Source organism: Rhizobium sp. CB3090 (genome assembly GCF_029714285.1).
In the GTDB taxonomy this organism is placed as follows: Bacteria; Pseudomonadota; Alphaproteobacteria; order Rhizobiales; family Rhizobiaceae; genus Rhizobium.
The window spans coordinates 886,877-911,156 of the sequence record NZ_CP121662.1 but is presented as its reverse complement, the minus strand read 5'-3'; the positions used below and the strand labels follow the sequence as shown (position 1 = coordinate 911,156).

21 protein-coding genes are annotated in these 24,280 nt (G+C 58.1%); 17 read left to right on the top strand and 4 right to left on the bottom strand.

Going from position 1 to position 24,280, the window contains the following annotated elements; translation table 11 throughout:
* Positions 1–105 precede the first annotated feature (105 nt).
* The 7 genes from QA646_RS04460 to QA646_RS04430 all read left to right on the top strand — a co-directional run bounded on the left by QA646_RS04460 (position 106) and on the right by QA646_RS04430 (position 8,785).
* The gene (locus tag QA646_RS04460; protein WP_283057837.1) at positions 106–960 is read left to right on the top strand and encodes a class I SAM-dependent methyltransferase; all 855 of its coding nucleotides are present in this window, start codon (positions 106–108) and stop codon (positions 958–960) included.
* Positions 961–1,100: 140 nt separating this feature from the next.
* Complete coding sequence (locus QA646_RS04455; protein WP_283057836.1) at positions 1,101–2,186, top strand: hypothetical protein; 1,086 nt, start codon at positions 1,101–1,103, stop codon at positions 2,184–2,186.
* Positions 2,167–3,456, top strand: a complete 1,290-nt coding sequence (locus QA646_RS04450) for a capsule biosynthesis protein (RefSeq protein WP_283057835.1) — start codon at positions 2,167–2,169, stop codon at positions 3,454–3,456. The genes QA646_RS04455 and QA646_RS04450 overlap by 20 nt, the downstream gene beginning before the upstream one ends.
* Positions 3,457–3,470: 14 nt before the next feature.
* Positions 3,471–4,124 carry an ABC transporter ATP-binding protein gene (locus QA646_RS04445; protein ID WP_283057834.1) on the top strand — a complete coding sequence of 218 codons (654 nt, stop codon included), beginning with the start codon at positions 3,471–3,473 and terminating at the stop codon, positions 4,122–4,124.
* Between the two features lie 218 nt (positions 4,125–4,342).
* The gene (locus tag QA646_RS04440; protein ID WP_283057833.1) at positions 4,343–5,419 is read left to right on the top strand and encodes a capsule biosynthesis protein; all 1,077 of its coding nucleotides are present in this window, start codon (positions 4,343–4,345) and stop codon (positions 5,417–5,419) included.
* A gap of 20 nt (positions 5,420–5,439) precedes the next feature.
* Positions 5,440–6,546, top strand: a complete 1,107-nt coding sequence (locus QA646_RS04435; protein WP_283057832.1) for a hypothetical protein — start codon at positions 5,440–5,442, stop codon at positions 6,544–6,546.
* 52 nt (positions 6,547–6,598) lie between these two features.
* The gene (locus QA646_RS04430; RefSeq protein ID WP_283057830.1) at positions 6,599–8,785 is read left to right on the top strand and encodes a glycosyltransferase family 2 protein; all 2,187 of its coding nucleotides are present in this window, start codon (positions 6,599–6,601) and stop codon (positions 8,783–8,785) included.
* Positions 8,786–8,827: 42 nt separating this feature from the next.
* Here the strand turns inward: QA646_RS04430 and QA646_RS04425 are convergent, their stop codons facing one another.
* Entirely contained in the window at positions 8,828–9,223 is a 396-nt protein-coding gene (locus tag QA646_RS04425; protein ID WP_283057829.1) for a cupin domain-containing protein, read from the bottom strand.
* A gap of 510 nt (positions 9,224–9,733) precedes the next feature.
* Between QA646_RS04425 and QA646_RS04420 the strand changes: the two genes are divergently transcribed.
* The gene (locus QA646_RS04420; protein WP_283057828.1) at positions 9,734–11,242 is read left to right on the top strand and encodes a tlde1 domain-containing protein; all 1,509 of its coding nucleotides are present in this window, start codon (positions 9,734–9,736) and stop codon (positions 11,240–11,242) included.
* A gap of 37 nt (positions 11,243–11,279) precedes the next feature.
* On the opposite strand, the gene QA646_RS04415 is transcribed toward QA646_RS04420, so the two are convergent.
* Positions 11,280–12,383 (bottom strand): COX15/CtaA family protein, encoded by a 1,104-nt coding sequence (locus QA646_RS04415; RefSeq protein ID WP_283057826.1) that lies wholly within the window; start codon positions 12,381–12,383, stop codon positions 11,280–11,282.
* Positions 12,384–12,495: 112 nt separating this feature from the next.
* Here QA646_RS04415 and QA646_RS04410 point away from each other — a divergent pair, with 112 nt between their 5' ends.
* Positions 12,496–12,705, top strand: a complete 210-nt coding sequence (locus QA646_RS04410) for a DUF2842 domain-containing protein (RefSeq protein WP_283057825.1) — start codon at positions 12,496–12,498, stop codon at positions 12,703–12,705.
* Positions 12,706–12,850: 145 nt separating this feature from the next.
* The gene (locus QA646_RS04405) at positions 12,851–14,089 is read left to right on the top strand and encodes a GNAT family N-acetyltransferase (RefSeq protein WP_283057824.1); all 1,239 of its coding nucleotides are present in this window, start codon (positions 12,851–12,853) and stop codon (positions 14,087–14,089) included.
* On the opposite strand, the gene QA646_RS04400 is transcribed toward QA646_RS04405, so the two are convergent.
* Positions 14,090–16,306, bottom strand: a complete 2,217-nt coding sequence (locus QA646_RS04400; RefSeq protein ID WP_283057822.1) for a Wzz/FepE/Etk N-terminal domain-containing protein — start codon at positions 16,304–16,306, stop codon at positions 14,090–14,092.
* A gap of 191 nt (positions 16,307–16,497) precedes the next feature.
* Here QA646_RS04400 and QA646_RS04395 point away from each other — a divergent pair, with 191 nt between their 5' ends.
* The 7 genes from QA646_RS04395 to QA646_RS04365 all read left to right on the top strand — a co-directional run bounded on the left by QA646_RS04395 (position 16,498) and on the right by QA646_RS04365 (position 23,014).
* Positions 16,498–17,073, top strand: a complete 576-nt coding sequence (locus tag QA646_RS04395) for a polysaccharide biosynthesis/export family protein (RefSeq protein ID WP_283057821.1) — start codon at positions 16,498–16,500, stop codon at positions 17,071–17,073.
* Between the two features lie 12 nt (positions 17,074–17,085).
* Positions 17,086–18,231: a glycosyltransferase family 4 protein gene (locus QA646_RS04390; protein ID WP_283057820.1), complete on the top strand. Its 1,146-nt coding sequence runs from the start codon at positions 17,086–17,088 to the stop codon at positions 18,229–18,231.
* 76 nt (positions 18,232–18,307) lie between these two features.
* Positions 18,308–19,870 carry an undecaprenyl-phosphate glucose phosphotransferase gene (locus QA646_RS04385; protein ID WP_283057819.1) on the top strand — a complete coding sequence of 521 codons (1,563 nt, stop codon included), beginning with the start codon at positions 18,308–18,310 and terminating at the stop codon, positions 19,868–19,870.
* Entirely contained in the window at positions 19,867–21,129 is a 1,263-nt protein-coding gene (locus QA646_RS04380; protein WP_283057818.1) for an O-antigen ligase family protein, read from the top strand. Before QA646_RS04385 ends, QA646_RS04380 begins: the two co-directional genes overlap by 4 nt.
* A complete protein-coding gene (locus QA646_RS04375) occupies positions 21,126–22,331 on the top strand; it encodes a glycosyltransferase family 4 protein (RefSeq protein ID WP_283057817.1) in 1,206 nt (401 codons plus the stop codon). Before QA646_RS04380 ends, QA646_RS04375 begins: the two co-directional genes overlap by 4 nt.
* Before the next feature lie 84 nt (positions 22,332–22,415).
* Positions 22,416–22,706, top strand: a complete 291-nt coding sequence (locus tag QA646_RS04370) for a DNA-binding protein (protein WP_283057816.1) — start codon at positions 22,416–22,418, stop codon at positions 22,704–22,706.
* Between the two features lie 56 nt (positions 22,707–22,762).
* Positions 22,763–23,014 (top strand): type II toxin-antitoxin system VapB family antitoxin, encoded by a 252-nt coding sequence (locus QA646_RS04365; RefSeq protein ID WP_283057814.1) that lies wholly within the window; start codon positions 22,763–22,765, stop codon positions 23,012–23,014.
* Between the two features lie 119 nt (positions 23,015–23,133).
* Here the strand turns inward: QA646_RS04365 and QA646_RS04360 are convergent, their stop codons facing one another.
* Positions 23,134–24,150 (bottom strand): PHB depolymerase family esterase, encoded by a 1,017-nt coding sequence (locus QA646_RS04360; protein WP_283057813.1) that lies wholly within the window; start codon positions 24,148–24,150, stop codon positions 23,134–23,136.
* Between the last annotated feature and the right edge of the window lie 130 nt (positions 24,151–24,280).

The window sequence follows — 24,280 nt, the reverse complement described above, 5'->3', positions numbered from 1 at the left end:
CGCCGGCCAAGCAGGATGCTGCGGCGATTTGGATGAGGGCGGCTGAAAGCCGGCCTCTTCCACCGGCTTAGAGGCGTCTCGAAACCGGACCAAAATACCGATGGAATGAAGGTGCTGTCGATGCTCGGTTTTGCAAGGCGATCCAGGAAAAAGGTGCCAGAGAATTCTCTGGAAGCGATATTTGACCAATACGAGCAGGGCAAACCTGACCATCAGAATGCGATTGACGCCCTCCCCGGATGGAATAGCGCCTTTCCCGTCGCGCTTAACTTGAATGCCGGAAAACATCATCTTTACGCGGACGATCGAATAGACTGGGCTCTGCGATCGTTTGGCTCGATTGCGGGGAAGACGATACTCGAAGTCGGGCCCCTCGAGGGGATGCATACTTATATGCTGCATCGCGAGCGTCCGGCCCGAATCGATGCGATCGAAGCAAATCGGCTCTGTTTCCTGCGGTGCCTGGTGACAAGGCAGATTCTCGATATCGACACCGCGTCGTTTTTGTTAGGCGATATTCAAGCGTGGCTCACCGACCACAGTGAAGTTTATGATTTTGCCGTCGCTTCCGGCGTCCTCTATCATATGGCCGATCCCGGAGAGTTTTTGAGACTGTTGGCCAGTCGCGCCAATGCCATTTTTATCTGGACGCATTTTTTTCTGGAAGAAGCGATGCCTGCTGGCGATGTGCGCCGCAATCCCTTCAGCGGAAAGGTCGAAACGAAGGTGATCGAGGGCGTTCCGGTACGCTACTACGAACGCAGCTATCAACATGCCAACGCGAACGCGTCTTTCTGCGGTGGTATGAAGGATCGGCATTTTTGGATGCATAGAGACGATATATTGACCCTGCTGGACAAGCTTGGATTCAGCGATATCACAATCAAGGATCAGGACTTCAGCCATTCCGGTGGACCGTGCTTTTCTCTTCTGGCGCGCAAAGCGCATGCGGCTGTGTGATTCACATGCCTGCCGAAGCTCTGCGCCCTAGAGTATTTTGGATAATCATGACGTGTTTGAAGGCACCTACGACAATTTGACGGTTCTTGAGGGCCAAGGCTCCTTCCCTGCCGGCAAGCTTGAGACGCCGGAGAATAGCCGTGCTGTTTAATCTCGAATATGATCGGGGCACGGTTCTGGAAGGCTATCTCATTCCGGACGGATTTTCCGATCTGCCGCATATCAGGGTATCCGACGTGGATGGCGAGCTGATGGTCTTGCCTTGCGATCAGATCAAGGAGGCGGTTGTCGCCTCAGGGCGGCATGAAAACGGGCGCGTAGGCTTCAAATTAGACGCGTCTGTCATTCCGGATATTGCCGAGCGAAAAACGCTCATGATCCATGATGCCAAGTCTGGGTTGCTGATCTACCGGCGGCCGCAGGTATCGCAGCCGGTTCCGCAGAAGATACTGCGTCTGGAAACGCAACTCGTGCCCATGGCGAAATTCGATTATCACTGTGGCCGCCATTTCCAATATGAGCTGTCGTCCGTGGAGCGCTTCGGCCACGAAACTGCGCTCCAGGCCTTTCATCTCAATGCCATTCAGTCGATCTATATCAGCGGGCGGCTGCTGCTGCGGAATTATGAGGAGTTTCTCGATAAGGGGTTCAAGGCCATCGTGCTGCTCACAGACCCCTACTACGAATTGGCACTGCGCATATTCCTTTTGAAACGAATGGCAAAAACCCAGATTTCCTTCTTTGGCGACCGGGACAAGATCATCCTGGCGCCAGCCGCAGAGCATTTCGCCGATGTCGATCTCGAAAGCGAGGCGTCGCTTAAATCGGCGCTCAAGAAAGCGTCGCAGAATGTCAGAAACGTTCTGCTGTCCCCCGTCACCCGCCAACTGGTCGCCACCACTCCCGAGCAACTCGTCAAGCGCAGCGACGTCGCCGCGGCGATCGACCTGCTCTCACGATTCACCATTGTCGGGCACGATGCCGATAGCCTGCATTTTCAGGACGCGATCGGTGAGCTGCTTGGCATTTCCATAGGCGATCTTCCGCTGCCCTCGCGGCATTCCGCTCTGGAAGACGTTGCGACGAGATTGCGCTCGTTGCATATTGCCGAACTGATACTCGAAGAAGATTTGATTTTTGATCATTACGTGCGTGAGGCGATGAAACCAACCGCGCCGGAATTGCAAAAAGCGAATGCAAGCCGATATGCCCAAAATAGCCATTGAAGAGACAATCGATCAGCAATATCCGCGGGTAAAGCCAGTACGGCACATCCTGCCGTCATTGTTTCGGCGAAGGCTGCCGGAACGGCACCAGCACACTGACCTGGAAGATATCGAATATATACCGGCCCCCGGCGCGCACGAACCCACCCCCCAAGAAGGCGGCAAACCGCCACTCAGGCTCCTCAGCTTTCTATTGATCGTTATCCTGCCGTTTCTGGCAAGCTCGATCTACTACGTCTTCATTGCCTCGGATCAGTATGTTGCCGAAGCCCGCTTCGCCGTCCGTGCCCTCTCCGGCACCAGTTCGGACGACAAGGGCGACGGTAGCGGCGGATCCGACGGCGCCGCGGGCCTTCTCAACATGCGTTCTGCGTCACAGGACGCCTATGTCGTCACGAGCTTCATTCACTCCACCGAGATTCTCAAACGGATCGGCGAAAAACTCGACTATCGATCGATGTTCGCGCGGCAGGACGCCGATTTTCTATCTCGATTCCGCTCGTCCCAATCCGATGAGGAATTTCTGAATTATTGGGAAAACCACGTTAGCGCCTATATCGACGTCTCTTCCGGCATCATCACTTTGAAGGTGCGCACATTCACGCCCGATGATTCCGTAAAGCTCTCCAACGCCATCATTCAAGAGAGCGAATCGTTGATCAACGAGCTCTCCCAACGTGCACGCAACGATATCGTGCAAAGCATGCAGGCCGACGTCGAGAAAAGCGGCAAAGCCTATAACGACACCCTGGCTGCACTCAATCAGTTCCAACATCAATCCGGGCTTCTCAGCCCGGAGACGCAGGCGAAGGACAGCAGCGCGCTGCTGACGGGGCTCCTTGCGCAGAAGCTCGAATTCGAAACGCGCCTGTTCGTGATGAAGCAATCCCATGCCGAGGGTTCTCCGACCTATCAGCAGCTCACGCTCGCGCTACAGAGCCTCGACGCTCAGATCGACAAGAAGAAAGCAGAACTGACCGGGCCGGAAAACGCCAGCCTCGCCAAAGCACTGCTCGAATACTCCAAGCTCGACACAAACCGGATGATCGCGGAGAAGCTCTATGAGGCTTCCCAGAAGAATTACGACGCGGTCCTCGCGGAGGCACTTCGAAAGACGCTTTACTTGGCGGTTTTCGTAAAGCCGGCGCTTCCGGATGAAGCCGAATTTCCTCACCGGATTACCACACCACTGATCATATTGCTCGGCCTGGCCGTTCTCTGGACAACTCTTTCGTTGATCTGGGCGTCGGTAGAGGATCATCGGATATAAGTGAGAAAGGCGCGATGATCCGCTTCAAGAACGTATCGAAACACTTCAAGACGCAGAATAGCAAAAAAGTGATCCTGGATCGCGTGAGCTGCGAATTCATGTCTGGCTATTCCTATGGTCTGCTCGGCGTCAATGGTGCCGGAAAGTCCACGACGATGCGGATGATCGCCGGCACCATGCTGCCAAATTCAGGCAAGATCTCCAAGGATGTTCGGGTGTCCTGGCCATTGGGCCTTTCCAGCGGCTTCAATCCCTATATGACTGGCCGCGCCAATCTTCACTTCGTCGCCCGCGCCTATGGCGAGGATGTCAGGCGAGTCTCCCGTTTTGTCGAAGAGTTCGCTGAGCTCGGCGATTATATCAATGCGCCGGTGCGCACCTATTCTTCCGGCATGGCCGCCCGATTGGCCTTCGGGCTTTCCATGGCTATCGAATTCGAATGCTATCTCGTCGATGAAGTTTTGGCGGTGGGCGATGCTCGGTTCCAGGAGCGCTGCCGCGTCGCATTTGACAGCCGGCGGAAATATTCCGACATCATCATGATCTCGCACAGCATGAGCATGATCAAATCGCATTGCGACAAGGGAATGGTGCTCGTCGACGGCAGACTTATATTTTTCGATCAGGTCGAGCAGGCCATCGAAGCCTACTATAGATTGAACAGATAAGATGCGACGGATTGTCAACAAGGTCCCATATGGCTCACGATACCGGAAAGACATCTGAAACTGTTCAGCTCAGTGCGATCCAGCATAGCCGCGACGTTGCCGCGAAACTGTCGGTGACTGCGCGCAAATTGCGCTTTTCGACATCGAAGCGAAGCCAGTTTTACAAAGCAGTCGGATTGCGTCCCCGCCCGATGGAACAAATCCTCGGAAGGGCCATATTGGCTTTTACGGTATTGTTTCTGGTTATTCCGAATGCCGTTTCGATCTATTACTTCACACGCATGGCCTCGGATCAATATCAATCCGAAACGCGCTTTACCGTCCGGTCTTCGACGCCTGCGCTCGGGAAGGACCAACTGGCCAAGGTAACCGGCCTGCCATCGGCGCAGATCGTTCAGAATACGTTGATCGTTACCAATTTCATTGCCAGCAAAGATATGGTGGCCGCACTCCGGAACAAGGTCGACTTCCAAAAACTCTATGGAAATCCGGCGATCGACCCGCTGGCGAGGCTCAAGCAGGATGCGACATCGGAGAAAATGCTCGACTACTGGAAGGATATGGTCTCGGTCAAAATCGATGCCAACAGCGGCATCGTAACGGTCAAGGTCCGTGCCTTTTCAGCCGCCGATGCGCAGAAGATATTGCAGGAGGTCGTTGCCGCTTCCGAAGCGGTGGTCAACGACGTCAACACCCGCATCTGGCGCGACGTCATCAACACTGCTCAAACCAATTTGGACAATGCAAAGAATCAACTACAGAAAGCGCGGGAGCAGCTTCAGCTCGCCCGTAACCAAACGGGCGTCCTCAGTGTCGAGGGATCATCGGCAATTCTCTCGGGCTTGATAACCAGCGTTCAGACGGACAAGATCAACCTTCAGCAGAAATACGATGCCTTGCTCGGGACGGTGGCGCCCAATGCGCCACAGATGAAGGTTCTGAAGCGCGAAATCGACAGCAAGCAGAAGCAACTGGATGATCTGAACAGCAAGGTGGCAGGACAGAATAAATCCGAGCGGAACCTTGCCGACGTGTCGGTCGACATGTCCCAGCGACAATTGGAACAGAGTCTCGCCGAACAGCAGTTCGCCATAGCCATGAAGACGTTGGAGCAAGTGCAGTTTGTCAGCAAGCAACAGCTCCTCTATCTCGATACCTTTCTTGCGCCGGACCTTCCGGACGAAGCGGAGTATCCCAGACGAGGGCTCTGGATCGGTGGTGTCTTAGTAGCCACCTTGCTGATTTGGAGCATTGTCGTCGGCCTGCTGACAACCCTGCGAAATCGCTTGGGGTGATCACGTTCGGTCAGTCACCCATGCAAAGTCTGCGCGACGCCATTTACGGATTGATACCCAAGCCGCGGCATTCCGCCACATCTCTTGGCGGCATTCGCGCCCCCGCAAAACGACTGCTCATCCTGTCGCGATATCCCAACCCGAGCGTCAGCTATTATCTGGATGAACGCGTCAGGGCCCTTGCCGATATTCCCGTCATCCTGAAGGGGCTTGATGACAGCTTGGACGACGTCGATTGCCAGGGGCTTTTTGTCGTCATCTGCCGCTATATCAAGGGGCCGCAACTGCGCTGGCTGGAGCACAGGCAAAAGAGCCTGGCGGGGATAGCCTATTTCATCGACGACGATATTCCCGCCGTCATCGCGGGCGACGAAGCCAGTTGGCCCTATAAATTCAGGCTGCTCAATTTCGCGATCCGACCGCTCCCGCGCCTCAACCGACGGCTCACCCACCTGTGGGCCTCGACGGAGCACCTGGCGGATACACTGGCAAACTCGGGCCATAAGGTCGACATCCTTGCGCCGATGCCATCCCGACTCGCCCCGAGATCGGCCGAGATCGAGGACGAAACGACTGCATCGCTCAAGATGGTCTATCATGCGACCGGCATTCACCGTCGTGAGCACGAATTCCTGATGCCGATCGTCAGCTCCGCCATGGACAAGCATAAGAATTTACATTTCGAGGTCTTTGCCGACGGCAGTATTGCGCGCCGATGGCGTCGTCAGGATATCGATCCGGGTCGGATGACGATCCGCCCGCAATTGCCGTGGTCGTCCTATCTTGCGAGGACCGCGGATCATGGTGCCGATATTGCCTTGGCGCCGCTCCTGGCGGGAAGAACCAACGACAGCCGCGCCGATACCAAGCGGATCGATATAAGCCGCATGGGAGCCGCCGCCATATTTTCCCGATGCGCGACATTTACACGCTGCGCCGTCGCTGGAGAGATTCACATCGGGAACACGCCGGAGGAATGGCTGATGGCAATCGATCAGCTTGCGGAAGGTCGGGACCGGCGAATTGCCGCGCGCGATGCGACGCTACAATCCATAGAAAAAATGCGGCAGAACGCGACGCTGGCATTTCCAGGCGTACGTTTCGTTGGACTTGATGATATGGCTTGATGGCCAGCCAAGGCGATGCTCTCGCTGCCGGAATTTGGATATTGATGAATCAATGACACTTAAGATTTTACCCAACGACGATCTTCAACGCGAGATTTCTCCCGATGCGGATGCCAATCTATGGAAATCCCTTGGCGACGATCCTGCTTTCGAAATTCGATTCGCCCCCTTTAGAAGGAGGCTTGTCGTTATTCATATAGCCAGCACCGATGAGGACATCGATCCGAAGTTCTACATCAATCGCGGTCGCGGTTTTCGGGAAAAGGATGCGATCACGCTGTCGGCAGGGCGCCGCTTCATTGTTACGGCCGATGTGGGAGCAGTCGGCACCATCTGCTCGCTCCGTGCCGACCCGACAAGTTTTCCGACTAAGTTCAGCTTCGACGTTGCGGCATTTTCTTCGGCGAAATCGGCTGAGAAGCATATTTCAACTCTGCTGGGTGCAGACGGGCAAGCCGAACGGGTCGATCTCGGTAAACTTGCGCAATACTGGACGAAGCTGCCAAAGCTGGCCTTCGGAAAGCGTTCGCGGAGCATAACGATACAATATGCGGAGGCAAGCTATCGGCTTGCCGCCGATCTCACTGCTGCCCCTGTTTCCCGGACGGCGGGACGATGGCTCAGCGTTGTCGTCCCGGTCTACAACGCCCCGGTACGGTATCTCGAAGATCTCGTAAGATCCTTCGACGCACAAAACGAAGAAGGTACGGAACTCATCCTGAGCGACGACGGATCGACCTTGCCGGAAACGCGGCGATGGTTCGAGACGCAGAGATCGAAAGACAATGTCCATTTCGTTCTGAACGAGAAGAACGGCGGCATAGCGGCCGCCACCAATGCCGGACTTTTGCATGCGCGCGGGTCTTGGGTCGCGTTCCTGGACCATGACGACGTGATCGCCCCTCATGCCTTCAAAGTCGTGCGACGCACGTTGGAGCAAAATCCCGATGCAAATTTTCTATATACCGATGAAATGGTTGTCGATGATGCACTGAAGCCTACGGGTCTGATGTTGAAACCGGCCTATGACTCCGTTCTTCTGACGGGGGTCAACTACATCAATCATTTCTCCATCTACCGCCGCAGCCGGCTTCAGGAGATCGGCTATCTCCGCACCGGATATGACGGATCGCAGGACTATGATCTCCTGCTGCGCTATCTGGAAGGGCTGCCCGACAATACCATCCTTCACCTGCCCTACCCCGCCTATTGGTGGCGGCGCAATGGACGCACCTATTCGCGGAAATTCATGGATGCTGCGACCGCCAATGCCAGAAAAGCGCTTGTCGAACGATTTGATCGCCAACGGCAGCCTGTTCGCGTCGAGGGGGCACTGACGGATACCCTGCATCGCGTGATGTTCGAGCGTCCGGAGACCTCGTGGCCGAAGATATCCATCATCATTCCAAGCAAGGATAGTTTCGACCTGATCTCCAGGGTGTTGAAGGACATCTTCGAGCGAACGGACTATGCCAATTTCGAGGTGCTTGTCATCGACAACGGCTCTTCGGACAAAGCCGTTCTGGATCTCTATGAGCACTACCGCAAATCGCAGCCAGCGTTTTCGGTCGCGATCACGCCCGAACCCTTCAATTTCTCCCGGTCGATCAATCGCGGTTTGCGCGCCGCCAAAGGTGAGCACTATCTGATCCTCAACAATGACGTCGAGATTATCGAGCCCGACTGGCTGAAGGAGATGGTGGCCTGTCTTGCCTATGAAGGAACCGGCATTGTCGGCGCCAAGCTTCTCTATCCGAACGACAAGATCCAGCATGCCGGCGTTATGGTCGGCTTCGGCGGGCTGGCAGGTCATTGGTATCTGAACAAGCCCCGAGATTTCGGCGGTCCGATGAACAGGCTGCACGTCCGCAATTCGGTGACCTGCGTGACCGGCGCGGTCATGCTGATCTCCGGTGACTGTGCCACAGCCATCGGCACGTTCGATGAAGAAAATTTCGCTGTCGCCTACAATGATGTCGACTATTGCCTGCGAGCCCATAAGGCCGGTTTTCGCATCATATGGACGCCATTCGCCTGCCTTTACCATCATGAATCGCTTTCACGGGGATCGGACAAATCCGGCGAACGGAAAAAGCGATTTGAACGGGAAAAAGACAATCTGCGCCGGCTGCACGCAACACCGACTTTCGAGGACCCCGCGATCAATCCGGCATATAGCCGAGATAAATCGGATCCGAAGATCTTGATGCCAACGAAGCTGCGCATTCCATCGATGTAAGGTTTCGGCGGCTATCTCGTCTGAGGGAACCGCCGCGCTGTTTTATCCGCGATACTGCTCTTCGGTTACATATTCCATCCACTCGGCGGCCTTGCCGTCGTGCATTTCCTGAATGGCGATATGCGTCAATGCGGTGTCCGGCCCGGCGCCGTGCCAATGCTTTTCGCCCGGAGCAAACCAGAGGACATCGCCGGCATTGATCTCCCGGATTTCGCCGCCCCAGCTCTGCGCAAGTCCCTTGCCGGACGTCACCACCAAAGTCTGGCCGAAGGGATGGGTGTGCCAAGCCGTGCGGGCGCCGGGATCGAAGCTGACATTGATCACCTGGACACGAGCCGGTGCCTGCGCCTGTATCAATGGTTCCTGGCGTACGCTGCCGGTGAAATATTCGGCCGGCGCGTCGAAAGACGGGCGCGATCCATTGGGCTTGATCTCCACGACGTTTCTCCTGCTTCTACCAGTGCCGCTTGCTCTGCCGTCAGCCTATGCCATTCGATGACATCATCCAAGCGACCTCATCAACATTCAAAGCCAAAGAAGCCCAACCGATCGCCTCGTCCAGGTCGCTCGGTTAGGCTTGACTTATTCGGGCTGAAATCATCTTCGGCGCATCTACCTTTATGGTCATCGCGGATCGCTTTGAAATGCCGCATTGCCGTTGATCCGTCCGATCGCTCCTTTCGTATGCATTTTATAATACTTTATTAGACATTATTAATTTTTTGTCACAAATCAGCCCTTATCGCCTGCTTCGGCTGTCGCCGCCGCAATAATCGCGGCCATCAGGAATGCACAGTTCCAAGATCGGGGCGGCGTAAAGGAATTGGTTACCATAATTCGGCATGCTTTCCGACAGTCGGCAAAGTGACGACCGGACGCAGATCTTGCGTCTCGGCGTAAGCACTTTTGTGGGCCGGCATGGCGTATGTAGTTTGGATAATGAGTATCATGGCGTTTGCGACCGAGACGTTCGGTAACTTCAATTCGCGTTCCGGCTACGCTCCACGCCGGAAAAAATCCCCGGGAATCGGTCACGGTACGGTCATCACCGGTGTCGCAGTTGCGGTTTTTGCATGGGTGGCCGCGACGCTGATCACCACGCAATCGATGGTCCTGTCCCTCCCCGGTGCAGATACTACGCTACAGGATTCGCTGACGCCGAGGGCGTCTGCCTTCATCGTGCCGCAGGGGCACACTCTGCATGCGGCGCGTGTTGCCAGCCAGACCGTGCCCATGGGCGGAAGAGCACGGGTAAGCGGCATGTCCGCCGATGCGGAGAAGCAGGAGGCCATCGCACGTACCAAAGTGATCCTGGCGCGCGGGCTGGCCAAGCAGCAATTGGCAAGCGCGCTATCGCAGCAGGCCTCAGATCTCGCAGAGGCGCAGACGGCTTCGGCCATTGCCAAGAACGATGCATCGATCTCGCCGGAAACGGTTGCGCATCTGCGCGATGTCGCCGCCCTCGCCCTGACAAATGCCGGGAAGTCCCTCATACAGAGCAAGATCGTCGGGGCAGCAGTCTCGATCACGGCCAGTTCCATGCGGCGGTCAGCAGAGGTTGCGCTGAGCAAACCCGCACCCCAAACCGCAGGGGCAAATTCGGCTGCCCTGGATCATCCGGGCAAGGACGGTCTGCCGATCGCAGCATCCGCAAGCGGTGCACCGCCCACCGAGATGGCATCGGCCGTCCCATCGGCCGGAACGATCGACCGCGCGGTTGCGGAGAGCCTCGCGACGACGGCTTCCAGCGATTCCGCTTCGCAGCCTTTCGATATCATCCCGATGCCGCGTCCGGACCAGTCGGACCCCGGAACCATCGATATTGCAGAAGCGGAAGACACGTCGGCTGTCGAGGACCTGCCTAGTGTCGTGCCGCTGCCGCGCCCGGCCCATGTCGTTGCAAGGGCCGCCGCCTCGGACGCAAGCACGCAGGACGCTGCTGACGAAGCTGACACGCCGCCGACGCACGTATTGGCCTATGCCAAGCCGGATGAAGAGGTCAAGCGGTCGCGGTCGTTCCTCAACCCGTTCGCCGCCCTTACCCCGCGAGGTGGAACCGCCATCTACGATATCTCGGCCGGAACCGTCTACCTGCCGAGCGGCGAACGCCTCGAGGCGCATTCCGGCCTCGGCTACATGCGCGACAATCCCCGCTATGTCGACCGCAAGAACACCGGTCCGACGCCACCTGAAACTTATGACCTGACTTATAGAGAAAGCCTATTCCATGGCGTGCAGGCGCTGCGACTGACACCCGCAAACGGCGCCCGCGTCTATGGCCGCGTCGGCTTGCTGGCTCACACCTACATGCTCAGAGGATCCCGTGGAGACTCGAATGGCTGCGTGGTCTTCAAGGATTACAAGCGCTTCCTTGCTGCCTTCAAGCGCGGCGAAATCAAACGCATACGGGTAGTAGCGAGTCTGTCGTCGGCGCCCAGCAAAATTGCAGCGCGCTGAGTTTTTAGGAAACACGACGGCGAGGCGGTTATCCGCCTCAGTTCCCTACAGTGATGACCGTCTGGTGCGGATATTCGCCATAGAAACCGCGCCAATTGGCAATGGCAAAGCCGAAGACGATGAGAGCGCCGGCCTGATGCGTCAATGCCAGATGCAGCGGCACCTGCATGAGCAGCGTCGAAATGCCGAGGATCGCCTGGATCAGCACCAGCACGAACAGCACGACTGAGCGGCGGGCATGCGTCGTCTCTGGGGCAGCGCGCAGCGAGATGATCATGTTGATGGCAACCACCGTGAAAAGCGCATAGGCGCCGAGACGGTGGACATATTGCACCATTTTCGGGTTCTCGAAGAAATTGATCCAGCCCGGCGATTGCGCAAACAATCCTCCCGGCACCACCGCGCCATCCATTAGCGGCCAGGTGTTGTAGGAAAGACCGGCGTCGAGGCCGGCAACCAGTGCGCCGAGATAGATCTGGAACAGCGCCATGAAGGCGATGAGGCCGGCAAGCTTTGCCGAATAACGTGTCGGCGCCGGGTCTTTCGAATGCGGCGACAGCGCCCGCATGAACCACATGCAGGAGGCAAAGATCAGGCAGGCCGTAACGAGGTGGGTCGCAAGACGATACTGGCTGACATCAGTTCGCGCTTCCAGGCCGGACGACACCATCCACCAGCCGATTGCGCCCTGTAAGCCGCCGAGCACGAAAATACCGCCGAGCGGCAGCCATAGTTTACGCTCGACGCGGCCGGTCAGAACGAAGAACAGCAATGGCACGCCGAAGATGACGCCCATGCCGCGGGCTAGCAGCCGATGCGCCCATTCCCACCAGAAGATGCCTTTGAACTCATCGACCGTCATGTCCTTGTTCAACTGCTGGAACTGCGGGATGCGCTTATAGAGGTCGAACTCCTCCTGCCATTCCTGCGCATTGAGCGGCGGGATGACGCCATGGATCGGCTGCCATTCGGTGATCGACAGGCCGGAATTGGTCAGGCGCGTCGCGCCCCCGACGAGCACCAGAGCAAAAAGAGACAACAGCACGCAGGCCAGCCAGATGCGGATGGCGCGGCGATTGCGATCCTGGCGGGCCACTTCGTTCAAAACGGCCTGTTCCGACGTGAAATTAGCGACAACCATGGGATCTCCCTTCAATCCGGCTGTTGATTTGCCTGATAGGGGCGTGCAAAACAAGTCCCGAGACTTTGCGGCATGCCGTCGCGGCACGCCGTCGAGAGAGGAGAGATCACCCTTGCCCCTTCGCCTGCGCAAATTCATCGGCATGGTCCTGCTTGTCCTGCTGGTCGTCATCTATGCGATCGTGGCGATGATCGTGGCGGTGCGCACGCTCGGCGACCAACCCGGCTGGGTGCATTTCCTCTATTTCCTCCTCAGCGGAATGATCTGGGTACTGCCGGCGATGGGCATCATCAAGTGGATGGCCGGGCCGCGTCCGCAATAGGTGCTGCCTTATTCAAGCGATTTCGGATTTACGTGGAGATAACCGTGATCAACGGGAAATCCGCCCGGTCACTTCGCCTTAAACCAAAAATAAGCCGCCTGCCCTGAAGACTGCGTGCAAATGCCGTCCGATTGGAGACGCCCAGATGCAGGCGCAGAGGGTACAAACGCAAAAGCTCGATATCGCAGCCATGCCTATTGCGGGCGTGGCAGGCGACGGCATGCGCATCGACATCTTCGATAGCATGGCGCCGTTGGAGGCCGAATGGCGGGCGCTGGAGCAAGACGATCTCAACTCGCTTCATCAAAGCTATGACTGGTGCACCGCCTGGGCCGAGGTCTTTCGGCATCCGCTCGCCATCGTCCGCGGCTCTTTCAACGGCCGCACCGCCTTTATCCTGCCCCTCGAAATCATCCGCACGCACGGCATCCGTCGCGCCGAATTCATCGGCGCGCGTCACAGCAATATCAATACCGGCCTGTTCTCCAGCGAATTTCTCGAAACAGCGGAGAATGGCCTTTCGACATCGCAGCAGGCAGAGATTGCGCGAGCGCTGCACGGCAAGGCCGACCTGATGCTCCTGCGCAACGTGCCGCTGGACTGGCGAGGCCGCAAAAGCCCCCTCGCCTCAATGCCCGCCGTCGAGAATCAGAACCATGCCTTTCAATTGCCTTTCCTCGGCGCCTTCGAAGCGACACTGAAGCAGGTGAACGCGAAACGGCGACGCAAGAAATTCAATCACCAGACTCGCATTCTCAATGACAAGGGCGGCTACGAATATGTGATCGCAGCGCCTCACCAGCGGGATGCCTTGCTTGAGCTGTTCTTTCGGCAGAAAGCCGTCCGCTTTGAAGCGGCTGGCCTACCGGATGTGTTTCAGGATCTGCCGACTCAGACGGTGCTGCACAGGCTGCTGGAGCTCAGCAGTGAGGAGCGATCCTATGCAGCGCTGGAGATGCATGCCTTGCGGCTGAAGGGCGAGCATGAGGGACATATCCCCGCGGTCGCGGCCCTCTCGCGCAAAGGCGATCACGTCATCTGCCAGTTTGCCTCGATCGACGAGGCGCTGGTTCCCGAGGCAAGCCCCGGCGAACTGCTGTTCTGGCTGATGATCGACAGGCTTCATCGCGAGGGTGTCGCCATCTTCGATTTCGGTATCGGCGACCAGAACTACAAGCGCTCGTGGTGCCCGATGGAAACGACACAGCATGACCTGATCCTGCCGGTGTCGGGGATCGGCCATGCGGCGGCTTTCGCGCAACGCGGAGTGACGCGCGCCAAGGCGGCCATCAAGACCAACCCGCAGCTCTATGGATTCATCCAGCGGCTGCGAGCGCGGCAAGGCGGTAAGGATACTTCGGCGGCAGAGGCCGAGAAGGACTGATCAGGCCGCGTGCTGACGAGCGTCGGGGCCATGTTCCTGGCGCCAGCCGGACATCAGGATGATGTGCTCATAGCCGGCCTTCTGGAATTCCGTCATTGCCGCCATAAACTGGTTTTCGTCGGGTTCCGGCATAGAGAGGATGATTTCCGTATCCTTGCTGCGCGTCAGTCTCGCAACGCCTGACACGTCGGCGGCGCCGCATTCGACCAGGACGATATCATAGGCCGAGCCGAGTGCATCGAGGATCAGCGACAGGCGGTCGGCGCCGCGCATGGCACGGCCGAGGTCGCTGGTGCCCTGCGGCACGAGATGAGCATCGGAAAGACGGTCGGGATGAATGGTATCGGCAAAGGCGGTCTCGCCGCAAAGCAGATCGGTCACCCCGGAAAGGCCTGCACTTTCGGCCATCAATCGCGAGGGGCATCCCGTTCCAGTCATATCGACCAGCACGATACGGCGTCCGGCATCGGCGATGGTACGGGCCAGCATCACTGTCGCCGTGGACCCGTTGTCTCCGGTCGGCGATATGGCGATGGCGAGGCGAGAGTCGCGTTCGATCAGATAATCAGCGACCGACTGGATGGAAAAATCCTCTTCGTCTTCCGCCTCTTCAATAGCCTCTTGCGGCGTATCCCCAAGATCAACCGCTTTTTCCATCTCCCGCGCCAACGTCTCGTCGGCAACGACGGAGAGCATGCTTGCCGGCACGTCGCCCTTACGCGCTGCGGGTACGAGTTTGCCAGGGGCGGCTTCGATTGCTGCTTCCGGACGAGCGGTTTCTTTCCGGGTCAGGACTTCGCGTTCAACGGGGCCGACCGGACGCAAGGCGCGGCCGCTGAAGAGTTCGGTCAGCATGATGACGATCGCGGTCAGAATAAAGGTTGCAAGCGTGGCGACGACGACGATCGGACCGACCTTCGGGAAATAGGGATCGACCGGTTCGACGGCCTGGGAGACCACGCGGGCATCCGCCGGGCTCGAATTCTTGTCGACGCGGGAAGCGGCTTCGCGATAGCGGGCGAGATAGGTTTCCAGCAATTGCCGCTCTGCGGCCGCTTCGCGTTCCAGCGCATTGAGGCCGACGGTGTCTTCCCCTGCCCTGGCACTATCGGCCTTCAGCGTGTTCGACTGGGCGACAAGCTGCTGCTCGCGCAGTTGTGCCACCTTGGCTTCATTCTCGATGCTGGCAAGGATCTTCTTTGTTTCGCGGTCGATCTGCTGACGGATGTCGGCGAGCTGGGCGCGCAGGCTCTTCAGCCGCGGGTGGCCATCCATTAGCGTTGTCGAGAGATCCGAAATCTGCGATTCCAGGCTGGACTCCGTCGCCTTCAGCCGCTGGATGGTTTGCGATCCCGAAACATCGGCGAGCGTATCGGTGGAACGGCCGGTGGCGAGCGCATTGCGCACGGCCTGAGCCCGCGCCTCGGCATTGGCCCTCTCGCCGCGCACCTGCGCCAGTTGGCCGGAAATATCGGCGAGTTGTTGTGTCGCGAAGGTATTGTTGTCGCTGGTCTGCAGCAGCCCATTGGCGGAGCGATAGTCGGCGACCTTCTTCTCGGCTTCGTTGACCTTGTTTCGCAGATTGGCGATCTCGGGCTCCAGCCAGCGCGTCGCCTCGGTATTGGAATCGAGTTTGGCGCCGCTTTGCATCGACAGATAGACCTGCGCCATGGCGTTCGGAACGCTGGCCGCCAAATCCGGACTGCGGGAAGTGAAGCTGATGCCGATGACGCGCGAGCTGTTGATCTGATAGACCTGAAGCTTGCTGGTGAAGGCGTCGAGCATCCGCTCTTCGGGTGCCTTGTCGAGCGGGCTCTTTTTCAGATGCAACATGACAAGAATGTCGGAAATGGCCGAGCTCTTGGTGGCGTCATCGAACTCGGGGCGCTCATAGAGCTTCAGGTTGGTAATCACCTGCTTGATGAGATCGGCCGATTGCAGGATCTGCACTTGGCTCGCGATGTTGAGTTCATCGAGCAGCGGACCGGCGCTGGCATCATTATTCTGCGTCGTGGTCGCAAAAGCAGGCGCACGTTGTTCGATGAGGATGCGCGTTTCGCTGCGGTATTCCGGCGAGACGATCTTGGCGACGGCAAAGGCCAGGCAAGCGCCCACCAGCGTAATGGCGATGACACGCCCGCGGCGCTGCCAAACGGCGCGAAAAAGCTGCGCGAGGTCAATATCGACATCCTGCTGGCTGTTGTTTACGCCGGGCATACGCAAGAACTCCGTAATATAAAGCCGAGAGAAGGGTAAACGACTATGGTAACCCAAGCGTTAAAGTATTTTTCGTGTATTATTTTCGTACTTTCTAATAAAGAATATAGAATTTCTCTTCCTCTTTACCGGCCGTTAACCCTAACGGATCGATAACGGCGACAGTGATTTTCCTCTCCTGTGAGCGCGAAATGCCCTTCGCAACGCCAAAGATTGTCCTGGCACTCGGCATTGCTGCCGTGAGCGCTGCGCTCAGTGGCTGCAACACCTATCAGCCGGCGCCGAAAGCCTTCAGTGAAGCAACGATCCAGCCCTATACGCTTGATAGCGGCGACCGCCTGCGCGTCACCGTCTTCGACCAGCAAGGTTTGACGAATACCTATACGGTCGATCAGGCCGGCTATATCGCCTTCCCGCTGATCGGCCAGGTCCCTGCCCGCGGCCGCACGCTGCAGCAGCTCTCCGGCCAGATCGCGCAGAAACTTCGTCAAGGCTATATCCGCGATCCCGACGTCACCATCGATGTCGATCGCTACCGCTCCGTTTATATCATGGGCGAAGTCGGCCAGCCCGGTCAGTATTCCTACGTGCCCGGCATGACGATACAGAATGCCATTGCAGTTGCCGGCGGCTTCACCAGCCGCGCGAACCAGTCCAATGCAGACGTCACCCGCAAGATCAATGGCCATGTCATGACCGGGCGGGTTGGCATCTCCGATCCGGTTCTGGCGGGCGACACGATCTATGTCCGTGAACGGCTATTCTGACCGTTCCCGATCATGGCAAGACCGCTCCGCATCCTTCATTGCTTCAGGTCTCCGGTCGGCGGGATATTCCGCCATGTCCGCGATCTGGCGGAAGAGCAGAGCAAGGCAGGACATGCGGTCGGCATTCTCTGCGACAGCCTCACCGGCGGGGCGCATGAGGACCGGCTGTTCGACGATGTGAGACCTTTCCTCTCGCTCGGCGTGACGCGCCTGCCCATCCGGCGTCAGATCAGCCTGTCGGATGCCGCGACGCTCTGGAACAGCTACAACAAAGTCAAAAGTTTGCGGCCGGATGTGCTGCATGGGCACGGCGCCAAAGGCGGCCTGCTTGCGCGCATCCTCGGCTCAGCCTTGCGGGTGAACAAGTATTGCGTAGCCCGCGTCTATACTGCGCATGGTGGCAGCCTGCATTTCTCGCGCGCCTCGCCGCAAGGCCTGCTGGTGCACAGCTTGGAACGGCTGCTGGAATTTCTGACCGACGGGCTGATCTTCATCTGCGAATTCGAGCGCCGAAGTTACGAAAGCAAGATCGGCAAGCCGCGGACGCGCACCGTCATGATATATAATGGCATCAGCGGGCGCGATTTTCGGAACGTGCCCACGCGATCGGACTCGGTACACTTCGTCTATATCGGCATGCTTCGGGACCTGAAGGGTCCCGATCTGTTTGTGGATGCCTTCGCCAAGACCGAACGGCGGATCGGCCGGCCCCTGTCCGCTCTGATGATCGGCGACGGACCGGACAAGGACAAATACCGTACCATGATGATCCAGCGCGGCCTTGGTCATCGCATCGGAATGCTGCCGGCCATGCGCGTGCATGAAGCCTTCGCCATGTCGCAGAATGTCGTCGTCCCCTCACGCGCCGAAGCCATGCCCTATATCGTACTGGAAGCCCTGGCTGCCGAGAAGGCGGTGATCGCCTCGCGCGTCGGCGGCATTGCCGAAGCGCTTGGTGAGCAGAGCCCAGCGCTCGCGGAGGCGGGCAATGCCGACGATCTCGCACGTGTCATGGCAGCCGCAATCACCGAGCCGCAATGGCGTCAGCAGACCATGCCGAATATCGACAGAATCCGGTCGGCATTTTCGGCATCGGTCATGGCGAAGGATACTATAGACCTATATTACAATATACTTGAATTAGATGGCGAACATTAGAATACAAGCAAGTGTTGTAAACGTTTATTAGCTCATATCTGTTAGGCCATTTCCGGTAACGACCGGATGAATTGCCATGAACGATATTGACGAGTCCGAGCAATTTAACTTGGACAATATTCGCAAGCAGGTCTCGGAAATTCGCACTCGCGGCACCGAGGAACAGAGCAGCGATCACCAAGCCGGCGACATCAATGCCTATGCCCGCCAGATCGCCGAACAATTTCGCGAGAGCAATCAGACGCCGGCAATCATCATCGGCCAATATCGGCTTTTCGAATTTCTGTCGTTGCTTGCCGTAGGGCTTGCGGTTCTGTTCTTCCAGACCGCGCCCGGCGTCCACCCCTTCCTGGCGCAGGCGGCGGTGACGATCGCGCTTTGCGGTCTCGCAATCGTCTTCCTGCAGGTGGCTGACGCCTACCAGATCCCGGTCCTGCGCGCACCCCATCGTTTCCCGCAGCGCATCCTAACCTCGTGGGTGGCCGCATTTGCGGTTATGGTTCTTGCCCTCCTGCCCTTCGATCTCGACCATATCTATTCGATCCGCGTGCTTGGAATCTGGCTCGCTGCCGGCACGGTCTTCCTCGTCGCTGCGCGCGCCGTGTTCGCCTATGGCATTCGCAACTGGGCGCGCAACGGCCTCATGGAAAGACGCGCCGTCATCGTCGGCGGCGGAGAGCCCGCCAAGGAACTGATCCGCGCGCTGGAGCATCAATCCGACAACGATATCCGCATCTGCGGCATCTTTGATGATCGAGGCGAGAAGCGCTCGCCCGTGATGGTCGCCGGCTACCCGAAACTCGGCACCGTTGCCGAGCTGGTCGAATTCGCCCGGCTGACACGCATCGACATGCTGATCATCGCGCTTCCGATCAGCGCCGAGGACCGGATTCTACAGCTCCTCAGGAAGCTTTGGGTGCTGCCCGTCGATATCAGACTGGCGGCGCATGCCAACAAGTTGCGCTTCCGCCCGCGTTCCTATTCGCATGTCGGCGCGGTACCGATGCTCGACATCTTCAACAAACCGATCCGTGATTGGGACGGCGTCGCCAAGCGTATCTTCGATGTCTTCTTCAGCCTGCTGGCGCTTTGCCTGCTCTGGCCGATCATGCTCGGCGCCGCAATCGCCGTGAAGACGACGTCGAAGGGGCCGGTCTTCTTCATGCAGAACCGCCACGGTTTCAACAACGAAATCATCAAAGTCTTCAAGTTTCGCTCGATGTACACCAATATGAGCGACCCGACGGCCCGCAATGCCGTCACGAAGAACGATCCGCGCGTCACGCCGGTCGGACGTTTCATCCGCAAGACCTCGATCGACGAATTGCCGCAGCTCTTCAACGTGCTGCTAGGCGGTCTATCGCTCGTCGGGCCTCGTCCGCATGCCGTATTGGCAGCAAGCCACAACCGCGTTTATGCCGATGTGGTCGAAGGCTATTTCGCACGTCATCGCGTCAAACCCGGCGTCACCGGCTGGGCGCAGATCAATGGCTGGCGCGGCGAGATCGACAGCGACGACAAGATCAAGTTTCGCACGGCTTACGATCTCTATTACATCGAGAACTGGTCGCTGTTCTTCGATCTGAAGATCCTGTTCCTGACGCCCTTCCGTCTTCTCAACACGGAAAACGCCTATTGACCGCGATCGATCTCCCCTATCGGCGCGTCGACCGGCCTCAGCTCGCAACATTGCGGCTGATCGGAACGGCTTGCGTCGCTTTCGGGGTCTTTCTGTCGGGCTTCGTCATCGCCGAACCGGCGCCCTATGAGCTGTGGGTCGCCTTTCTCATCGGGGTCTGGTTCATCCTTGGGCTGAAGATCTCGCGCAATGTCGCGCCCCTACTGGCGCTGTTCCTGACCTTCAACGTCGGCGGCATGCTGTCGCTGACGCAGATGCGCGACCTCGGCGCCAATTCCCATCTCGACGGACCAGTCTACGTCGCCGTCTCCACCTTCCTGGCGCTGAGTTCGGTCTTCTATGCCGCAATCATCGAAGACAGCGAAAAGCGACTGAAGCTGATCTTCAATACTTGGGTCATCGCCGCGCTGATCACGGCGAGCCTCGGCATTCTCGGTTATTTCCACGCCTTTCCGGGCGCTGAAATCTTTACCCGCTACGACCGTGCCATGGGTGTGTTCCAAGACCCCAACGTCTTTGGTCCCTACCTGGTGACACCAACCATATACTTGATGCACGGCATCCTGATCGGTGACCTGAAAAAGGCGCCGATCAAGGGGATAGGTCTGTTCATTCTGGCCTTCGGCATCTTTCTCTCCTTCTCGCGCGCCGCATGGGGATTGTTCTCCTTTGCCTCTGCGATGCTGATCTTCTGCATGCTGCTGAAACACCGTAGCAATGCCTTTCGGCTGCGCATTCTGGTGATGTCGCTGACGGCGATCCTTCTCATGGTCCTCCTGCTGATCGTCGCGCTGCAGTTCCATCAGGTGAGCGACCTCTTCTCGACGCGCACGCAACTCGTGCAGGACTACGATGGCGGCCATCTCGGTCGCTTCGAGCGCCATCGCATCGGTTTCATGCTGTCGATGGAACGGCCGCTCGGCATCGGACCGCTCGTCTTTTCCACTCTGTTTCGCGAGGACGAGCACAATATTTGGCTGAAGACGCTGACCACCTATGGCTGGCTCGGCTTTTTCTGCTGGGTCAGCATGATCTGCTGGACCGTCTATATCGGCTTCCGCAACTTTTTGAAGGAACGACCTTGGCAGCCTTACTTGATGATCGCCTGGATCGTCATTCTCGGCCATGTCGGCATCGGCAACGTTATCGACACCGATCATTGGCGCCATCTCTACATGCTGATCGGCATCGTCTGGGGCTGCGGGGCACTCGAGCAACGTTACCAGCGCAGCCTGACCCGAAGGGAAGCAGCACCGTGACTATCAATGTCGGCATCAAACGCCTGTCGCTGCTGCAAGTTCTCGAACCAAGCGGCGGCGGTTCCGGGCGACATTTCCTCGATCTCTGCCGCGCGATGCAGCGTCGCGGCCATTCAGTGACAGCGATCTATTCGCCCTTGCGTGCCGAAGCGGCTTTCGTGGCTGAACTGGAAGGCATGGGCCTCGACAGTGTCATCTCGCTTGCCATGCGGCGCGCGCCCGGACCATGGGATGTCACTGCCTGGTGGCAAATTCGCAAGATCGTTGCACGGCACGGGCCGTTTCATCTGATCCATGGCCACAGCTCCAAAGCCGGAGCGCTGACGCGGTTGAGATTGCCCGGCCCGCATATCCCGGTGCTTTACACTCCGCATGCCTTCCGCACCATGGATCCGACATTGGGAAGCAGAGGCCGGATGATCTATGGCGGTATCGAGAGGCTGCTCGGCAACTGGCTATCCGACCGACTGATCTGCGTATCGCGCGATGAATATAATCATGCGCTGTTCCTGGGCATTCCAAAGGAGCGGCTGCGTATCGTCGTCAACGGCGTCAGCGCACCGCCATCCGGTCAACGCGCCTCCATCCGCGCACGTTATGGGATACCGCAAGACGCCCTCCTCTTCGGTTTCGTCGGACGGCTGACGCAGCAGAAGGCGCCGCAGCGACTGGTCGAAGCCTTTGCTCGCATCGCCGCGGACTTGCCACAAGCACATCTGCTGATGATCGGGATCGGCGAACTGGCCGGCACTGTCCGCGATATGATCAAGGCCGCCGGCCTGGAAGACCGTGCCCATCTCGATAGCTCCATCCCCGGCGCAACCGCCGTCGACGCCTTCGATGTGGTCGTCATGCCGAGCCGCTACGAGGCCATGTCCTATGTCATGCTCGAGGCTGCAGCCGGTGGCAAGCCGCTGCTGCTGACCGATGTCGGCGGCGCGCGCACGGTGATCGAGCCCGGCAAGAACGGCTATATCGTCGCCAACAGCGACGACCCATCGGAACTGGCGGCGGCGATGATGCGCTTTGCCGATCCCAAATTGCTGCGAAGTTTCACCAACGAGGCCCGGCTGCGCAAGGACGGCTATACGCTGGCCGGCATGGCGGATGCGACCGAGGAAATTTATTTTGAACTACTCGGCTATCGCGCTCCTAACCTCCTAAGAACGCCGGAAAAAGTTGTACTGCGCAGCGCGTCCTAAAGGGGCAACCTCATCTTAATGTCGCACATGGTTCCAATTCGAAAATCGGTTCCGATTTTCAGATTTATGCGCTAAATTTCAGACATGATCACATCAGCGCAACTACGCGGCGCACGCGCCATGCTCGGACTGACGACAGAGACGCTTGCCGCCGAAAGCAATCTCTCCGTAGCCACGATTGAAACACTGGAAACGGACGTCGGTTCGGCGGATGCCAAGGCGCTTGTCGCCTTGCGGGCTGCCCTCGAAGCCCGCGGCATATCGTTCCTCGCCAGCGGGAGCGACGAAGCCGGCGGCGCCGGCATCCGCTTCAAGCATTGGGCGGAAGACGGCGGTATCCGGCCGGAAAACCTGAACGCCACCAACGACGATTGAAATCACGGCATTGCGACACAGAGGAATATCCGCTGGGATATATTCGGATATTCATTTTGGGATATGCAAATGCCTCTTTGTATGACGATATCGACGCCTTAGCAGTGGAACTGCAGGCTCTGAGCAAAGCACGTACAAAAACTGAGGCCGTACGCTCCGCTCTTCGCCACGAAATCGACCGAATGCGGCAGGCGGTGCCGTTGCATGATCGCATAGCCAAAATTCAGGCGGAAGCTGCGAAACTCGGTCTGCCTAATTCAGATTTCGACTTTAAAGCATTTACGGACGAAATGTGGGATGACACCTGATGTTCATCGACGCATCGGTCATTGTCGCAATCATCAACCAGGAACAAGCGGCCTTCTATATAAAGGCGACGATTTTGCCCAGACCGATCTAATTAGGCTGAGGTCCGGGCGCTTACGCACTAAGCCAGTCCCCAGTTCCGAACCAGTTGCTGCGGCGCGGAGAGAGCGGCGGGCAAGATGAAGCGTTCGGTATCGTTGGCGGGCTCCTTGGCCTCGCCGGTGGGACAGATCGGCAAGCCATGGCCGAACTCGTTCAGGGTCACCAGCTCCAGCACCACATCGCCATAGTCATTGCGCCATTCGCGCCGCTCGCCGCCTTCGAACAGGCGCAACCGACCCTTGGTTTGCGGACGCCCATGCACGGCCAGCCACTGCGCCACCGAAGCTTCGGCATTGCCGAACGAAACGACGTCGTCATTGGTCCCGTGCCAGATGGAGATGGCGGGAAAACGAGCGGCATCCGGCGAGACCTCACGAACGAGTTCGGCCCATTTTTCGGCGGTGCGTGCTGTGGATCTCTTCATCACATCCAGCGCGGACATGGCATCGCGGGCAGCGCCGAAAGGTAAGCCGCCGATAACGGCGCCGGCTGCAAACAGCTCCGGATAGGTGGCGAGCAGAGCCGAAGCCATGGCGCCACCGGCCGACAGGCCCATGACGAAGATCTTGCTGTCGTCAATGTCATGCAGCCGGCGGCTGAAATCGATCATCTCGCGGATCGAACCCAGCTCGCCGCGGTCGCGCGTCACAAGGCTGGGGCGGAACCAATTGAAACAGAGATTGGCATTGTTGGACGGCTTCTGCTCGGCATAGAGCACGGCGAAACCATGTTGGCGCGCTAGGGCCGTCCAGCCGCTGGCTCGATCGAAATCCTCGGCATTCTGGTGACAGCCATGCAAAACCACGACAAGCGGCATCGGACCTTTGACGCCCGCCGGCACATATTCCAGCATACGCAGATCGCCAGGGTTGCGCCCGAACCACAGAACCTCCGTCAGACGCTGCGGCACGAGTTGCGTGGAGACGCGCCGGCGGGCGGGCTGCGATCGCGGCCGCGTCACGGGGAATTTGAACTGCGGCAGCTCAACGGAATCAACGAGCAAACGGCGAAGCCGGCTCGGAACTTTGAAATTCATCATAGACCTTCCAAATTATCCGCGCCCACCGTAATTGATTTAGCTTGGCGGACGGGCCGCACATCGACCCCGCTAGGGCAACGAGATCGAGCAATCGACTCTGCTTGTGCGATGCAGCAAATATAAGGCG

Excerpts from the sequence above, each read along its gene's own strand:
- QA646_RS04390 (WP_283057820.1), top strand. The coding sequence starts at position 17,086 with ATGGCAAGACCGCTCCGCATCCTTCATTGCTTCAGGTCTCCGGTCGGC.
- QA646_RS04460 (WP_283057837.1), top strand. The coding sequence starts at position 106 with ATGAAGGTGCTGTCGATGCTCGGTTTTGCAAGGCGATCCAGGAAAAAG.
- QA646_RS04370 (WP_283057816.1), top strand. The coding sequence starts at position 22,416 with ATGATCACATCAGCGCAACTACGCGGCGCACGCGCCATGCTCGGACTG.
- QA646_RS04435 (WP_283057832.1), top strand. The coding sequence starts at position 5,440 with ATGCAAAGTCTGCGCGACGCCATTTACGGATTGATACCCAAGCCGCGG.
- QA646_RS04395 (WP_283057821.1), top strand. The coding sequence starts at position 16,498 with ATGCCCTTCGCAACGCCAAAGATTGTCCTGGCACTCGGCATTGCTGCC.
- QA646_RS04415 (WP_283057826.1), bottom strand. The coding sequence starts at position 12,383 with ATGGTTGTCGCTAATTTCACGTCGGAACAGGCCGTTTTGAACGAAGTG.
- QA646_RS04450 (WP_283057835.1), top strand. The coding sequence starts at position 2,167 with ATGCCCAAAATAGCCATTGAAGAGACAATCGATCAGCAATATCCGCGG.
- QA646_RS04405 (WP_283057824.1), top strand. The coding sequence starts at position 12,851 with ATGCAGGCGCAGAGGGTACAAACGCAAAAGCTCGATATCGCAGCCATG.
- QA646_RS04360 (WP_283057813.1), bottom strand. The coding sequence starts at position 24,150 with ATGAATTTCAAAGTTCCGAGCCGGCTTCGCCGTTTGCTCGTTGATTCC.
- QA646_RS04385 (WP_283057819.1), top strand. The coding sequence starts at position 18,308 with ATGAACGATATTGACGAGTCCGAGCAATTTAACTTGGACAATATTCGC.
- QA646_RS04420 (WP_283057828.1), top strand. The coding sequence starts at position 9,734 with ATGGCGTTTGCGACCGAGACGTTCGGTAACTTCAATTCGCGTTCCGGC.
- QA646_RS04430 (WP_283057830.1), top strand. The coding sequence starts at position 6,599 with ATGACACTTAAGATTTTACCCAACGACGATCTTCAACGCGAGATTTCT.
- QA646_RS04400 (WP_283057822.1), bottom strand. The coding sequence starts at position 16,306 with ATGCCCGGCGTAAACAACAGCCAGCAGGATGTCGATATTGACCTCGCG.
- QA646_RS04445 (WP_283057834.1), top strand. The coding sequence starts at position 3,471 with ATGATCCGCTTCAAGAACGTATCGAAACACTTCAAGACGCAGAATAGC.